General features: G+C 37.8%; 9 protein-coding genes and 2 pseudogenes. 2 read left to right on the top strand and 9 right to left on the bottom strand.

The features are described 5' to 3' along the window. Positions 1–119: 119 nt before the first annotated feature. From H1P_RS38205 to H1P_RS11800, 5 genes and pseudogenes are all read right to left on the bottom strand, one after another. A complete protein-coding gene (locus H1P_RS38205; RefSeq protein WP_186375942.1) occupies positions 120–404 on the bottom strand; it encodes a transposase in 285 nt (94 codons plus the stop codon). 61 nt (positions 405–465) lie between these two features. After that, positions 466–3,294: a hybrid sensor histidine kinase/response regulator gene (locus tag H1P_RS11815; protein ID WP_144867318.1), complete on the bottom strand. Its 2,829-nt coding sequence runs from the start codon at positions 3,292–3,294 to the stop codon at positions 466–468. Between the two features lie 60 nt (positions 3,295–3,354). Next, positions 3,355–3,770, bottom strand: a pseudogene (locus H1P_RS39350) (four helix bundle protein). Between the two features lie 52 nt (positions 3,771–3,822). Next, positions 3,823–6,945, bottom strand: a complete 3,123-nt coding sequence (locus tag H1P_RS11805) for a GAF domain-containing protein (protein ID WP_144867317.1) — start codon at positions 6,943–6,945, stop codon at positions 3,823–3,825. Positions 6,946–7,282: 337 nt separating this feature from the next. Continuing rightward, positions 7,283–8,029, bottom strand: a complete 747-nt coding sequence (locus H1P_RS11800; protein ID WP_144867316.1) for an HAD family hydrolase — start codon at positions 8,027–8,029, stop codon at positions 7,283–7,285. A gap of 435 nt (positions 8,030–8,464) precedes the next feature. Here H1P_RS11800 and H1P_RS11795 point away from each other — a divergent pair, with 435 nt between their 5' ends. After that, a complete protein-coding gene (locus H1P_RS11795; RefSeq protein ID WP_144867315.1) occupies positions 8,465–9,286 on the top strand; it encodes a pentapeptide repeat-containing protein in 822 nt (273 codons plus the stop codon). 24 nt (positions 9,287–9,310) lie between these two features. Here the strand turns inward: H1P_RS11795 and H1P_RS11790 are convergent, their stop codons facing one another. Next, positions 9,311–9,895: a Uma2 family endonuclease gene (locus tag H1P_RS11790; protein WP_144867314.1), complete on the bottom strand. Its 585-nt coding sequence runs from the start codon at positions 9,893–9,895 to the stop codon at positions 9,311–9,313. Positions 9,896–10,237: 342 nt separating this feature from the next. On the opposite strand from H1P_RS11790, the gene H1P_RS11785 reads away from it, so the two are divergent. After that, positions 10,238–11,431: a DNA double-strand break repair nuclease NurA gene (locus H1P_RS11785; protein WP_144867313.1), complete on the top strand. Its 1,194-nt coding sequence runs from the start codon at positions 10,238–10,240 to the stop codon at positions 11,429–11,431. Between the two features lie 367 nt (positions 11,432–11,798). Here H1P_RS11785 and H1P_RS11780 read toward each other — a convergent pair whose 3' ends face one another. The 3 genes and pseudogenes from H1P_RS11780 to H1P_RS11770 form a co-directional block, all read right to left on the bottom strand. Then, positions 11,799–12,932, bottom strand: coding sequence for a glycosyltransferase family 4 protein (locus tag H1P_RS11780; protein ID WP_144867312.1), 1,134 nt, complete (start codon positions 12,930–12,932; stop codon positions 11,799–11,801). A gap of 33 nt (positions 12,933–12,965) precedes the next feature. Continuing rightward, positions 12,966–13,226 (bottom strand): annotated as a pseudogene (locus H1P_RS11775) (hypothetical protein); the annotation flags it as partial. Positions 13,227–13,665: 439 nt separating this feature from the next. Further along, complete coding sequence (locus H1P_RS11770) at positions 13,666–14,838, bottom strand: diguanylate cyclase domain-containing protein (RefSeq protein WP_144867310.1); 1,173 nt, start codon at positions 14,836–14,838, stop codon at positions 13,666–13,668. Positions 14,839–14,847: the final 9 nt, after the last annotated feature.

The raw sequence follows: 14,847 nt of genomic DNA, 5'->3' as shown, positions 1-14,847 counted from the left end.
TGACGAGGGTTTACCACTATTCTTTTGAGACTTCTTCGCTTCGCCGAAACCTTTCGCCATTGAGAATCCGATTATTGAATGGATTTTAATAGCATATTACAGCTTCATTTTTCTTGCGCTTACCCTGAGGGTTTATTGGTTAAAACCATAATTCCATGAAAATGATTGGGCATGATGACCCATTCATCTAAAATTAAATAAGGATAACGTTGAGCTAACCATTGATAGGTTTCAGCCACAATTTCACCATATTGATTTAATTGCATCGCACCATCAATAATCTCACCAAAAAAACATTGTCTTTGATAACAGCAAATGGTGACAAAATAATATCCTGCTTGAGAATAATCGTAGCCTGATAATCTAATAGATCGCCTGTGATGCTTGTCTGGGTTATATGACATAAAATCAAATTACCCAGTTGATTGTAAAAAGAAATCGCTCTTATTAAAAATAATTAATCAATTAGCTATAAAGGGATTGTTCTAAACTAGCCAAAACTTCTTTATCGACAAAAGGTTTGGTTAAATAGCGAGTTGCACCCAAATTATGAGCTAATTGACGATATTTATCGCTGCTGCGGGAAGTTAACATAATTACAGGAAAAGAAGTACCTCTTAATTGTCGGGCGCGACTGAGAAATTCTAAACCATTCATTCTGGGCATTTCGATATCGGAAATTGCAGCTTGAATTGTTGATTCTTGTTTTAATTGCTCGATTCCTTCTAAGCCATCACGGGATTGAATGACACGGTATCCTGCTTTGCGTAGAGCCGTAGAAAGAGTTTGTCTGATAGTGAGAGAATCATCGACTATTAATACTGTGGGTAGAGCAGGAAAAGCGATCGCTGGTGGTAAGCTAAGATTAGTATCGGCAATTCCTAACCATTTATCCACTAAGGCTACAGAGTTAAGTACGGGAATCAGACGACCATCACCCAATACCGTACATCCTATCAGAGAAGCAGGAGCAGCGATCGCTTTATCGAAGGGTTTGATGACTAAATCTTGCTCCATTAGTATTTGTTCGATACGTAATGCCATGATGTTTGTACCGTTGGAGAGTAGTAGCAAGGGGATTTTATAGGAGTTTTGCCAATCTCTTCCTGATAATGGTTTACTGGGGTCTACAGTACGAGGATAACGATAGGAAGATAGTAACGCTTCGGGACATATTGGGACTGGTTGTCCTTGCCATTCATAATATTTTTTCTTACCATCTGTTTGAATGTCTTGTTTATCTGCTAACACGATAGAGAGTAAACAATCTACGGGAATTGCTAATAAGTTTCCTGCGATGTTAAAGACCAATAGTTTAATAATGGTAAGAGTAAGGGGTAAGCGAATGGTGAAAGTAGTACCAGCATTTAGTTGAGATTCAACTTTGACCGTTCCTTTAAGGCTATTGATTTGTAGTTTAACAGCCGATAAACCCATTCCGCGACCAGCAAGAGTACTTACTTTATCCGCAGTAGAAAAGCCTGAATCAAAAAGAAATTCGGATAATTGATTTAAGGTTAACTTACTGGCATCATGAGCAGATACTAAATTTTTCTTGACAACAGATTGGCGAATTTTATCCCAATCGATTCCTTTACCATCATCTTTAATTTCAATATAGGTATGGTTTCCCTGATGATATGTAGATATAACGACAGTACCTTGAGAAGCTTTATTTTTATACTGTCTAATATCAGGAAGTTCTAAACCGTGAGTAATAGAATTTATAACTAAATGTACTAACGGATCGTAGAGTTTTTCGAGAATTGCTTTATCAATTAGGGTTTTTTCGCCTTGAAGTTGGAGCTTAACTTGTTTTCCTTCACGAATTGCCACATCTCTCACCATACGAGGAAATTGTGCTAATAATTCTCCAATAGGAAGCATACTAGCTTCTAAAAGGTTATTTTGCAGATTTTTAACTGTTTTTTGTCTTTTTTTCAGTATTTTATCAAATCCTCGATCTAAAAAAGCTAAATCTTGTAAACCTTCTCCTAACTGTGCCAACTCTTCCATAATGGTTTGTAGAGATGTTTTAAGATGTTGATTGGCTGGGTTTTGTGAACTTAATTGGTTATGTTGTAGTTTTGATTGCCAACTATCATTAGGTAGCTTATCAATCCAGAGTTTAAGATCTTGATTTGACTGTTTAAAACGGTTAAACCATTGAGTTAAAGAAGTTAAGGTATCGCGGTTTTGTTGGTTTTGCAGTAAAAAGCGGTTGTCTTGGGTAACTAATTCTCCTACTAGGTTATGCAGTAATTCCAAACGAGATGTATCCATCCGTATCCCTAAAGAAAGAGAGGGTAATTTATTAGTGGGTTCAGTTATTTCGGATATTGTTTCTACAGTTTCCGATGATGCAATAACTGTGTCTGTAACTTCTAAAGTTCGCTTGTCAACACGGTGATGGGATATGTTATCTAAACGGACATCACGAACGTCTGAGGTTTCCTCAGATGACGTGTCCTCCCAAGAGTATCTCTCACCATCAATTTTTTCCGCAGCAGGAAACATTAAGGAATAGACTTGCTCTTCTTTTGTTGCGAGAACAACCTCTTTTTCAGGAATAACTTTCGCTTCTTGTATTATTTCTTCTCCTGTTAACATTGCTTCATAGGTAGCACGAAGATTAGTTAACGCCTCTGTTCCAATAACAATAACGTTTTGAGGATTAGCTTGTAAATTGTCTAAAGTAGAATTAGCAATCTTCAAAAAACTATCGAGGTTTGATAATTGAGCTAATCCGCGAAAAATAGTTAATTGTGCTTTGATTGCTTCAAGAACTTCTGTTTTGTCTTTACTGGTTAAAATATCTTCTAAACGTTTTAAACTGCGCTTAATTTCTTCTCCAAAAGGAATTTTGACTGCAGATTGATTTTCTTTAGGTTGGCTATTTAATTTGGCTTCTAATTGTTGTAAGATAGGTTTAGCATCAGCGATCGCACGATGAGGGTTACTTTCTCCATGATGAATTTCTGTCATTAAAGGAGATTTTAAGCGATCGTAAGCTTCTAAGAGCAATCCTTCTAGTTCTAAATCAATTTCAATGTCGTCTTGATAGAGAACTTTAAAAATATTTTCTAAACCATGGGCAATCTTTTTGATATGGTTTAAGCCAACGCAGGCTGCTCCCCCTTTAATGGAATGAGCAGTACGCATCAGATTATGAACTTTTTGGGTACTGGAATCTTCTCTTAATTCTAGTAATCCCTGTTCTAAGGTTTGTAAGAGTTCTACAGATTCTTGAAGGAAAAATTGATAAGATTCACGGGGACGAAAATCAGAAACCATATCTTTTTTTAGTGGTTAGTTGTTAGTGGTTGGTTGCTCGTTGTTGGTTGCTCGTTGTTGTTAGTCACGAGGTTTAATTGAATTTAAGTAAGCATTGAGCTTGGGAGATAGTTCATCAATCATGGGCTGAGTTGTACTGATTTGTTCTTGAGTCAGTAAGTTACGAGCATAAGCTCTTCTAAGCCAGTGTCTTGTTTCGTTTAGAGAGCCTCTGGCGATATGTATAAAGCGTTTTTTGTCTTGATAACCAGATCTCCCATGTCCCTCAGCAACTCGCGCTTTCCTTGGCGGACAGAGCGTCCGCAGGGTCACTCGTCAATGTTTGCACCAACGCTGTCAGCAGAGCGAACAAGTTTTTTTCCCAGAGTGTCTTGAGAAAAGTAATCCCAATCTTTTACAATATTCCAAACTTCATCAGCTAATCTTTCCGACAACTGATAAACTCTCAAACTTGTAAAATTAGGCTTACTTCCCATAAACAAAAAAGAACAAACAACGAGCCACGAGCAACTAGCAACGAACAAAAAATTAATTCACTTTGAACTGAGTTACGCTGTCTTTTAACTCTTCTGCTACTTCTAGTAACTTATTAAAAGATTTTGCCGAAGCAACGGATTTGGCAGAGGTGTGTTGAGCAATAGTTTCCACTTCTTGCATGGTTTGAAAGACAGAAGCGGAAGTTTTTGCTTGTGCGGTGGCTGATTGTGCCATTTCTTCTACTAATTGCTTAATTTGACCACTAACTTTGGCAATAGAGGTTAGCTGTTGTCTAGTGGTTTCGACTAAATCTGTACCTGCAATTACCTGTTCTCTACCAACTTCCATCGCGGTAGCTACTTGGTTAGTTTCGGTTTGAATTTCTTCGAGGATTTGCTCGATTTCTTTGGTTGCTGCGGTAGATTGTTCGGATAAAGAGCGTACTTCTTCAGCGACTACAGCAAAGCCTTGTCCTTCACCAGATGTGCCGTTAGCTTCGATAGATGCATTGAGAGCCAATACATGGGTTTGATTGGCTAAGTCGCGAATTAAGTTAACTACGCGGGAGATTTTTTGGGAAGCTTCACCGAGACGTTTTACTTTCTGAGCAGTTTCTTCCACAGTCTCTTTAATAGTGAGTATACCATCCACAGTGCGATTCATAGTGCGATCGCCATCTTCTAAGGTCTGGTTGGCTTGTTGCACCATTTTTTTGGCGGATTGAGCATTATCGGCTACTCCGTGAATCGATTCGGTAATACCTTGAATATGTCCTAAAGCTACTGTAATTGCTTCTGCTTGACGGGAAGCATCGTTAGAAAGGTTATTAATATTATCTTCTGAGCCATGAACGGTTTCAATCACTGCGCCTGAAGTAGACTGTACCTGCATGACTACTCTTTGTAGATTGTCTAAAGTGGTGTTGAGAAATTCGGCGACAATCCCAATTTCCCCATCAGTGGCTTGTGCGCGGACGGTTAAGTTACCAGTAAAAGCATCTTGAATATCTTTAACCAATGTGTCTAGCTGATGCTGAATCGCTTCGGTTTGTTGACGCTGTTCTAAAGAGGCTGTTTCTGCTTTTTGTTTGGCTTGCTCTAACTGTTCGATAAAGCTAACGTGATCCAATGCGTATTCTGTTTGAGTAGCTAGTTCAGAGAAAAAGTTCATTTCTGATTTTTGCCAAGCTCTCGGCGCAGCACAGTGATGAGCAATTAATAAGCCATATAGTTCGTCATCTTTACGAATAGGTACAACTAAATTAGCTTTAACGTCGTATTGTTCTAGAGTTCGCATATGACAATCAGTCATTCCTGGTTCGTTATAGATATCATTAATTGCTTTGACTCTACCGTTGCGATATAAATCTACATAACGTCCTTTAAAACAGGGGTCTTCGATTCTGATATCTAATACTTTAACCCAACCTTCCCCAACAGATTCGGCGATCATTGTGCCACTCCAGTCATGGTTGAATTTATAAAATAATACGCGATCTGTTTCTAAGGCTTTTCGCGCTCCTTGGACAGTAATATTAAAAATATCTTCTTTTTTGAGAGATTGACGCGCTCTAAATGCTAAGTCGCCAAATAGTCTTGCTTTACCAACAGTTGCTTGAATTTTATCAATGTAACTTAATCTATCTACAGCGTATTCTACTTGAGTAGCTAATTGAGCAAAGAAATCAATTTCAGCTTCTTGCCATATTCTAGGCATAGAACAATGATGAGCTATGAGTAACCCCATCAATTCCCCATCTTTACGGATAGGTGCAACTAAATTAGCTTTAACATCATATTGTTCTAAAGTACGTATGTGGCATTCGGTTAAACCAGGTTCAGTGCGTATATTATTAATCGCTTTGACTCGACCACTCTTGTATAAGTCTACGTAACGCCCTCTAAAACAAGGGTCGTCAATGGTTTCTTCGAGAACACTGGGATATTGCTTATCCACAGATTCAGCAACCATAGTACCAGACCAGTCGTGATTAAACTGATACACCATTACGCGGTCGGTTTGTAAGATTTCTCTAGCTCCTCTGACAGTGGTGTTGAAAACTTCCTCTAAATCCATTGTTTGACTAGCACGGAAGGCAATATCACCAAAAAACCAGGCTCTTTTAGCCGTTTTCTTTTGCTCTTCAACAAAATTGATATAGTCTACCCCATATTCAATTTCCGTAGCTATCTGATTTAAGACATCAACATCCACCTTTTGCCAAGCTCTCGCATCTCGGCAATGATGAGCAATCAGTAATCCCATTAATTTATCTTTTTGACGAATGGGTACGACTAAATTAGCTCGCACTTTATACTGGTCTAACATTCTGATATGACAATCGGTTAAACCAGGCTCAGTGTAAATATCGCTAATCGCTCTAATACGTCCTGCTTGATATTGTGCCACATGGCGATCGCGAAAGCAAGGATCGCCAATAGTTTCATTGAGTACTTGAGGAAAGCCATCTGCTACAGATTCAGCGATCATCGTACCTGTCCAATCGTCATTAAAACGATAAACAACAACCCTGTCTGTATCTAAAACATCCCTCGCACCATCTACCGCAGTTTGCATCAAGACATCCATATTGGCAGTTTGACGAGTACGAAATGCAATGCTACTAATAAGCTGTCGTTGCTGATTAATCTTACCTTGTTCGTTTGCTAATACTTGAAGTTGACCAGAAAGTTGGTTTAGATTTGTCCCCAACAATTCTAATTCGTCTAACTGTTTGTCTCCCCAATTGTTTAACTGACCATTACCCAATTTATTAATGGTACTATTAGCGTCGGCAATGGCATTCGTGAATTTGCGGGTAAAGACTAAAGTAACAATTCCTGCTATTAATCCCGCAAAAGAGCTACCTAAAACCAAGCTACTAAAATGATTGGGTAAAATATGGCTTGCTCCTCCCACTACTGAAGCAGAAGCAAAACTTAAAGTAACTGTAATTAAAGCAATTTGATTTTTAAAACTGAGATTGCGCCACCAATTTTGTGTTGCTGATGGAGGCTGTGCTGTTGATGATAAAAGAGGAGATACATCAGGAAAACTTGCTGATTTCCCTTGATTATTATTAACGATGTCAGGAGATAAAACGACTTTAGTGTCTCCCTGATAAAAACGATTTTTAAAAGAAGAATTAGACTGCTGATTACTATTCTGGGTCATCTCTAAAAATTTTGAGAATGCATAAGATACATCTTCATCTTTCCCAAAATTTCATAAAAGATATCTTTAACTTAATTTTTGCCAAAAATAAGGACGCTTAAAACGCTTCTTTAATTGCGCGCTCCGTTAGAAAGTTAATTATTCAGTCAAACTACCAAATACACCTTTAATAGCAGCGATCGCATTTAGGCTGCTACTCAAATGCCCTCTTTTGGCTCTGTACCTCAGTTAGGAGGTACTTCATGACTATTTTGTCGCCCCGTTATTTTATCCCAAAAACCATCTTTGGATTTAGAGCCAAACGATTTACCTGCCATCACTCCTGCTGTTTTTTAGGTTAAAGTAAGCTTTGAACTGCGCCCAAACTTAGGTAATTAATATTAGCAATACTTCCTTGAATAAATTTTGTCGGATTGTCAGATTCTCCTAAATGATTAACTACTAATACTGCTTCGTCGAAGTTTTGCTTTTCTGTATAGTTGTTGACAGTGACAATAGTCTTTAATCCTGCTTTGGTAGCAGCTTGCAAACCGTGGTGAGAGTCTTCAAAAACTAAACAATTTGACCCAGCTAAATTCATTTTTGCCAAAACATAATAGTAAATGTCAGGTGCGGGTTTTTTCTGAGGTACGATATCCCCTGCTGCTATGACTTCAAACCAATTAGGATCGAGAGTGTTTTCTAGCAAAGCTGTAGCATTAGATAAAGCACTAGTAGTAGCGATCGCTAATCGAATTCCTTGTTTTCTCGCTTCAGTAACGATCCGTTTTACACCAGGACGTAAAGGAATTGCACCTTGTTTGAGTAATGCTTGATAATACTGGTTTTTTAGTTGATGTAAATTAATAATGAAATCTGACATACTGTCAGTTGTAGGTAAAGTTGGTTGATAGCGATCGATATGATATTTAATTCTCTCTTTTCCTCCCGCAACAGTTAGTAAGTCTGCGTAAAGCTCTACTGACCAATGCCAATCTAATCCTTTTTCGGCAAAAGCTTGATTAAAAGCCACCCGATGACCATCTCTTTCGGTATTGGCTAAAGTGCCATCCACATCAAAAATTAAAGCTTGTAACTGATTCATAGTATTTTGTTCTTGGTTAGTAGATATTTCTGATTTCGTGTCTCTACAGTGGTTAGTTGTTAAGGCGTTGCTGAATCAAAGTATGATTTTAAAAATTAGAGCTTTTTTATAAATCTTTAGAAGGCAAGCGAGCTTAGAGCTTGGAAGCTCCGAACCCGATCGTTATTGATTTCATACCTCAAATCAGAAACGCCGTTATTACTTGCTATGCACTCTTCAAAATTATCGAGTTTTACTTGCTGATTATTGATTACTGTTTGCTTACTCCCAAACCCCACACCTTAATCTCCAACAACAGCTAAACCATTTAACAATCAATTTTACCCACTCACTTTACGATAATTTACATTGAAAGTGAATAATTAGTTTATGGTTACTAGATAAAGATAAACTGACTGAATATCTGGCAATATTTAGCAACATCTCTTGAGTAACATGACCGCTTTAACAAAATCCGATATTATCTCTAAAGTTGAATCAGGAGCTAATTTAACAGGAGCAGATTTAAGAAACCTAGACTTGTATGCGATCGCTCTTTCAGAAGTCGATTTAAGTAATGCTAATCTGTCTGGTGTTACTCTAACCAATGCTGACCTCAGCAAAGCAAATCTGACAGGTGCAAACTTAGAAAAAGCCGATCTGCGGGGAGTCAATTTAGAAAATGCTAATCTAACGAGAGCTAATTTAACAGGTGCTTATATAACCCGCGCCAATATCCAAGGGACAAATTTTGCAGATGCCAACCTCACAGACATTAAACTACAGCTAACGGTTTATAGCAAAACAACCCAATTTCCTGAAGGTTTTAATTATAGAAGTTCTGGTGCGGTGGGTCCTGGTGCGATTTTAAATGGAGCATACCTCAACACAGCTAATTTAAGAGGAGTAGACCTTACAGGCGCAAAATTTATGGGTGCGTATCTTAGTGGTGCGGACTTAACAGGAGCTATTTTAGAGGATGTTTCCTTGAGTGGTGCAAACTTACAAAAAGCTTTTTTGACTGGTGCTAATTTACGGAAAGCTCGCTTTAGTGGTGCAGAATTAAAAGGAGTAGACTTACGCGCAGCCGATCTCACCGATGCAGATTTAAGTAACCTGGCTAATATTGCAGGAGCAGACTTTAGTATGGTCAAAGGATTAAGCCAAGAAAATCGCGATCGCATTTTATCCAGCTTCCCCGCTCAAGATTTAACTACGTGGAATGATTACACTCGCTGTAATACAAAAGATAGTCTTTTGGATAATAACAAGGGATAAATGAGAGACGCAGTGACAGTTAGTTTAATTTTCAAAAATATCTTTTAAACTGACAATTAGATTGGGTAAAATATCTTCTCCAGATAAAGTTTCTGGATTATCTAATATTTCTAGTTCTTCTTGCTGACGATAAATTTCTACTTGTCGATCTTCAGGATTAATTAACCAACCCAATTTAACACCACAGTTCATATATTCTCTCATTTTATTTTGTAACTCATCTAGATCGTCTGTGGGACTTATAAGTTCGATTACAAAATCGGGATCGATGGGGGCGAATTTTCTTTGCTGTTTTTTAGTCAAACTATTCCATTTAGCAACTGCAACCCAACTTACATCAGGCGAGCGTACTGCACCATTGGATAACTTAAAGCCTGTAGATGAATCAAAAGCAATACCTAACTTGGTTCGATTGTTCCAATTCCAGATTTGAGCAGCTAAGCTAATATTGAATTTACCGCTTTCACTGCCTGTTGGAGACATAACTATTAGTTTTCCTTGAGGGTTAATTTCTAATCGCGCTTCGGGATTTTCTTGGCAGAGATGTTCTAAATCGCGATCGCTAATTTTATCGATGAAGGGTTTGAGGCTTAAGGTAATACTTGTCATAGTGATTTAGTAGATTGATAAATTGTTAGGAAACTAAATTTGTTTTTAAAAGTATTTATTCATCACTTAGTAGTATGTAATTTTATTTATTTTTTAGAAGAAATATTTTGAACTTTTGGCTCGATCGCTCTCATAATAATTATTACTTCTTTTAAACTCTTTTTACATAAATCCAGCCAGGAAGATAAGAGAACAAGTAAAAAAAGTAAGTGGAAACTCTGATTTTTATTGATTCTCAAGCGGTAAAAACACTTGTAACACCAGTTATGTCAAAGTTTTTATAGAACTAAATTAATAGTCTTGATTTTATTCTTCATAATTTATAATTCATAATTTACCATCATGCTCGATCTCGCTAAACTTGCAGGACAATTACCTGGTATCAGTCAACATTTACAAAAAGAGGCTCAAGCTTCTCTGCAAAGGATTGCTAAAGCGGAGGAGTTACAGCAAAAAGTTTGTACCAGACAAGAAGAGTTAATTAATACCTTGGAGAATTGGCGCGATCGCATTATTTTTGGAATAGCTACCCCTGTTGAGCCTTTGGATAGTTGTTTTGATATCCCTACACCTCCTTACAGTCATAGTGTATTTGCCACCGATGGCTCACAAATTTCTCCTTCCCATCATGAAATTGTTTATTGCTATTTGATTAATGTGGGGCGGATCATGATCCATTACGGACAGAGTTTGCACCCTCTGTTAGATAGTTTGCCAGAGGTTTTTTACGAAGCAAAAGACTTATATGTTTCTAAACAATGGGGTATTCGCTTAGATGAGTGGATGGGCTACCGTCGTGCTGTTTCAGAAGCCCAAATGCTGGCAGAAATGGCTTGTCAGTGGGTCTTACCTCCAGGAGCGCATCAAGATACTCCTAATTTAGCAATGGTGGATGGCTCATTGATTTACTGGTTTCTCGATGGACTTCCCGTAGAAGCCAAAGAGCAAATCTTACCGCCGATATTGGCAGCTTGGGAACAGTTGCGAAAAACTAAAATCCCGATTATGGGTTACGTTAGTGCTTCTCGTAGTGTGGAAGGAATTAACTTTTTACGTTTGCAGAGTTGTCCTTACGAACATCCTAATTGTGTTGCTCAATGTAGTGATTTAGAAAAATATCCCTGTCAAGTCATCGATCCTTTGCGAGATGCTACTTTTTGGCTGCAACGTCTCCAACCTGGACAAAGAAGCCCTTTGTATCGTAGTAATTTACGAATTCTTGATATGTATGATGATGCTCAACGAGTTTACTTTTGTTATGTCCATGTAGGATCGGAAGTCGCCCGCGTGGAAATTCCTGCTTGGGTAGCCGAAGACAGCGAATTATTTAATCAATCCCTCAGTATTATGTTGGGACAAGTCCATAAAGGTTACGGTTATCCTGTTGCATTAGCAGAATCTCATAACCAGGCGGTAGTTAGAAGTGGCGATCGCGCAAGGTTTTTTGCTCTGCTAGAACATCAATTAATCCGCGCAGGTATTAGAAATGTCGGTACTTCTTATAAAGAGGCTAGAAAACGGGGAAGTGTGGCTTAAGAAGGGATGAATGATGAATTATGAGGAATGAAGTAATATTTTCTTTCTGGTCGTGATTTTTATGTTAAAAGTTATATTACCCATATTTGGGAGGGTTGGTTAGACACGCCATTAATTTAAAGAATAAAGCAATAGATTTTGATTCGTGTCGTAGCCCACCATTAATAACTTTTTAATTTACTGTATTTTTTTTCCAAAATATCTGAAGAGTAACAAGCCAAAGATCGAAGTAGACTGACACTAATATTTGCATTATGGTGGGAGAATAAGCGATTTTATGGGTATTAGTATGGGTTGCGCTAACGTTCCACACACCCTGTAACTAAATTTCTAACTTATTCTTGATTCCTACTCATTTTTCCTTAATTTACGCAGCAGAAGATAAAACTTCAGATTCGACAACAGCGCGATAATAACCTTGTAAATGTTTGGTTGCAGCAGCCCAGCCCCATCTTTCCGCTTCTTGACGAGCATTAGCTCTTAATTGCTCTCTCTCTTCTTTTGCCTCTAATAAGCGTTTAGTAGCGGTAATTGCACCATTAGGATCGTCTACTTCAAACAGATAACCATTTTCTCCTTCGGTGACAATATCAGGAATACCGCCAGAGTTAGCAGCTACCACAGGACAACCCGCAGCCATTGCTTCTAGTAAAACTAAGCCTAAAGTTTCTGTGCGGGAAGGGAAGACAAAAGCATCAGCAGAAGCATAAGCAGAGGCTAATTCTAAACCCTCTAAGTACCCCACAAAATTAGTGTTTGTCTCTGCAAAGTGGGCTTCTAAAGCTTCTCTATTTGGCCCATCTCCTACTATGGCTAAACGTGCTTCGGGGATAGCTTCTAAGACTGGTTTAATCTCATCAATTTGTTTTTCGGCTGAAACGCGACCAACATAGAGTAATAAAGGACTATCGGGATTTCCCTCTGATAAACGCGATCGCATTTGCTTAGAAGCTAAACTGGGTTGAAACATTTCTGTATCCACTCCCCGTTGCCATAAATCCACTCTTTCAATACCGTGATTGACTAACTCATTAACCATTACTGTAGAGGTGCAAAGATTGAGTTTTGCTTGGTTATGAGTTGCTTTAAGAAATTCCCAGAATACTCCTTCTATTGCTCCTAAACCGTAATGATGCAGATATTGGGGTAAATGGGTGTGATAGGAGGCTACTAAGGGTTTATTGAGAGTTTTTGCGTAATAGATGCCTCCTAAGCCTAAAACTGCGGGATTAACGACATGAATTAAATCGGGATTAAATTTTTCAATAACCTCTTTTGTCCCTACAGAGGGTAGTGCTAACTTTAACTCAGGATATAAGGGTAAAGGTAAACCAGGAACACCGTGTATTTTCGCTCCTTTATATTCTGTCAGTCCCCCATCGGGAGCTACTACCAAAACGCGATCGCCATGACGTTCTAAATGTTCAATAGTATGACGCAAGCGAGTTACAATACCGTCTACTTTAGGTAAGAAAGTTTCTGTAAATAAGGCAATACGCATAAGAAGTTTATTAGGTTAAATAGAGATTAAGCTTCACAGTCTGTGACTTATCTTAAAATACATCAATTTGTCTTCAAATTGTCCCATGAAGAGGACAGATATTTTTTGTTGGTGGTTATTAGTTAAGGCGATCGCTAATAGGTCATCTACAGTTCCTTTAGCCGACCCCGTCATATTGGCTATCTTTAAGTCTTCAAGAATTACTATTGCGTGGTTTTTGCTGATTTCCCGAAAAATCTTCTGCAAATAGTCGTTACGAGTGTTAGTGATGCGGATGTGCAGTTTAGTTATTTTAGCTTTTAATCGTCTTCATCTATTTGAAAAATTTTCTTTCTTAGCTAATTTTTTTGGCAGTTTAGCTAATTTAGCTTTGAGTTTTTTAAAGATATTTAATAGTTCATAGTCTTTTTGATTTGATAGTGTTAGAAAACGGGTAATTCCTAAATCTCCGCCAACAAAAGAATTATGTAAAAAGTCTAAGTTTAAATGTTGCTCGTATCATTTTAAAGCGCATTCTGATATCAATTCAGGGCTTAATATCCTTGATAATTACTTTCTATTCTTTTTTTCTTCTACCAATCGGTTGGAGGAACAGGCTGTAACGGAAGATGATTCAAAGACGTAAACTAAATTTACCTCCATGTTCTTGTCAATCAGCCAAATGTAGCAGCTTAACAGCAGTTATCAGCGAAGTGGGCTTGTCCCTGTCGTAATTGGCTGGGGGGATTTTCAATTAGTTTTTCCCCTCTTTTTTTACCATTTCTTGACTCTGTTTACTTTTCATTATGCTTTCGAGTCGATCGTCACCCCTTGAACTATTTAAAAACTTAAAATTGGGGATATACATAGCTCGATCGAACATTTCATAATGTCCTTTGCCGTTTTCCTTGGCTCGATACATAGCTAGATCTGCATCCTGCAAAATTTGAGAACTGTTTTGGTAATTAGGAGAACTAATGGCGATGCCAATACTGGCACCAATAGTGACAGTAAAATCATCTATCTGAAAAGTTCCCTTGAGTTTTTCTAAAAGACGATTGACTACTATTGTAGTATCTTGTAGTGATTCAATATCATCTAACAGAATTACAAATTCATCTCCTCCTAAACGAGCCACTGTATCTTTATTTCTTAAACCTTCGGGAAGTAACTTGGCGACGGCAACTAATAACTTATCTCCAATCAAATGCCCTAAAGTATCGTTAATCTTTTTAAAGCAATCTAGATCGATAAAAAGTAAAGCGAACAGATAATTTGAATTGCTGTTCGTTTTTTGAATAGCGATATCGAGCTTTTTCATCAACAAAGAGCGATTGGGTAACCCTGTTAAACTGTCATGTAGCGAATTATGAATCAATTGTTGTTCTACTTTTTGGCGAGCAATAATTTCTTGTTGTAGCTTATGATTGATAAATTCCAGTTCATTTGTACGTTGTTTTTCATTTTGTATTTTTCGTTGTAGTATTTGATTGAGTTGATGAATCTCCGCTTTGGCTGATTGAAGAGCAAGTTGATTTTTCACTCTAATTAAAATTTCTTCAACCTGAAAAGGTTTTGTTATGTAGTCTACTCCTCCCTGTTCAAAACCCTTGACTTTATTTTGGACATCATCTAAAGCACTAAGAAAAATTATGGGAATGTCTCTGGTTTTGGGCTTCTTTTTCAGCTTTTGACATACTTCATAGCCATTGAGATCGGGCATTTGAATATCGAGCAGAATCAAATTGGGAATTATTGCAGTTACAGCATTCAAAGCAGAAGAGCCATTTCTGGCACAGCGAACTTCATAACCTTGTTTGCGAAGTATACCCGATAGTAATCGTAAGTTGTCGGCAACATCGTCAACAATCAAGATATTCTGAACATTATTGTGTTCTAAATTAAGATTATTGTTTTGTACGTTCATAGGATTGGG

This window comes from Hyella patelloides LEGE 07179, from assembly GCF_900659865.1.
Classification (GTDB): Bacteria; Cyanobacteriota; Cyanobacteriia; order Cyanobacteriales; family Xenococcaceae; genus Hyella; species Hyella patelloides.
The sequence above is the reverse complement of the archived record's forward strand: the minus strand, read 5'-3'. Positions and strand labels throughout refer to the sequence as shown.

Coding starts and splice junctions, on each gene's coding strand:
- H1P_RS11795 (WP_144867315.1), top strand. CDS start 8,465: ATGACCGCTTTAACAAAATCCGATATTATCTCTAAAGTTGAATCAGGA.
- H1P_RS11780 (WP_144867312.1), bottom strand. CDS start 12,932: ATGCGTATTGCCTTATTTACAGAAACTTTCTTACCTAAAGTAGACGGT.
- H1P_RS11815 (WP_144867318.1), bottom strand. CDS start 3,294: ATGGTTTCTGATTTTCGTCCCCGTGAATCTTATCAATTTTTCCTTCAA.
- H1P_RS11785 (WP_144867313.1), top strand. CDS start 10,238: ATGCTCGATCTCGCTAAACTTGCAGGACAATTACCTGGTATCAGTCAA.
- H1P_RS11800 (WP_144867316.1), bottom strand. CDS start 8,029: ATGAATCAGTTACAAGCTTTAATTTTTGATGTGGATGGCACTTTAGCC.
- H1P_RS11790 (WP_144867314.1), bottom strand. CDS start 9,895: ATGACAAGTATTACCTTAAGCCTCAAACCCTTCATCGATAAAATTAGC.
- H1P_RS38205 (WP_186375942.1), bottom strand. CDS start 404: ATGTCATATAACCCAGACAAGCATCACAGGCGATCTATTAGATTATCA.
- H1P_RS11805 (WP_144867317.1), bottom strand. CDS start 6,945: ATGACCCAGAATAGTAATCAGCAGTCTAATTCTTCTTTTAAAAATCGT.
- H1P_RS11770 (WP_144867310.1), bottom strand. CDS start 14,838: ATGAACGTACAAAACAATAATCTTAATTTAGAACACAATAATGTTCAG.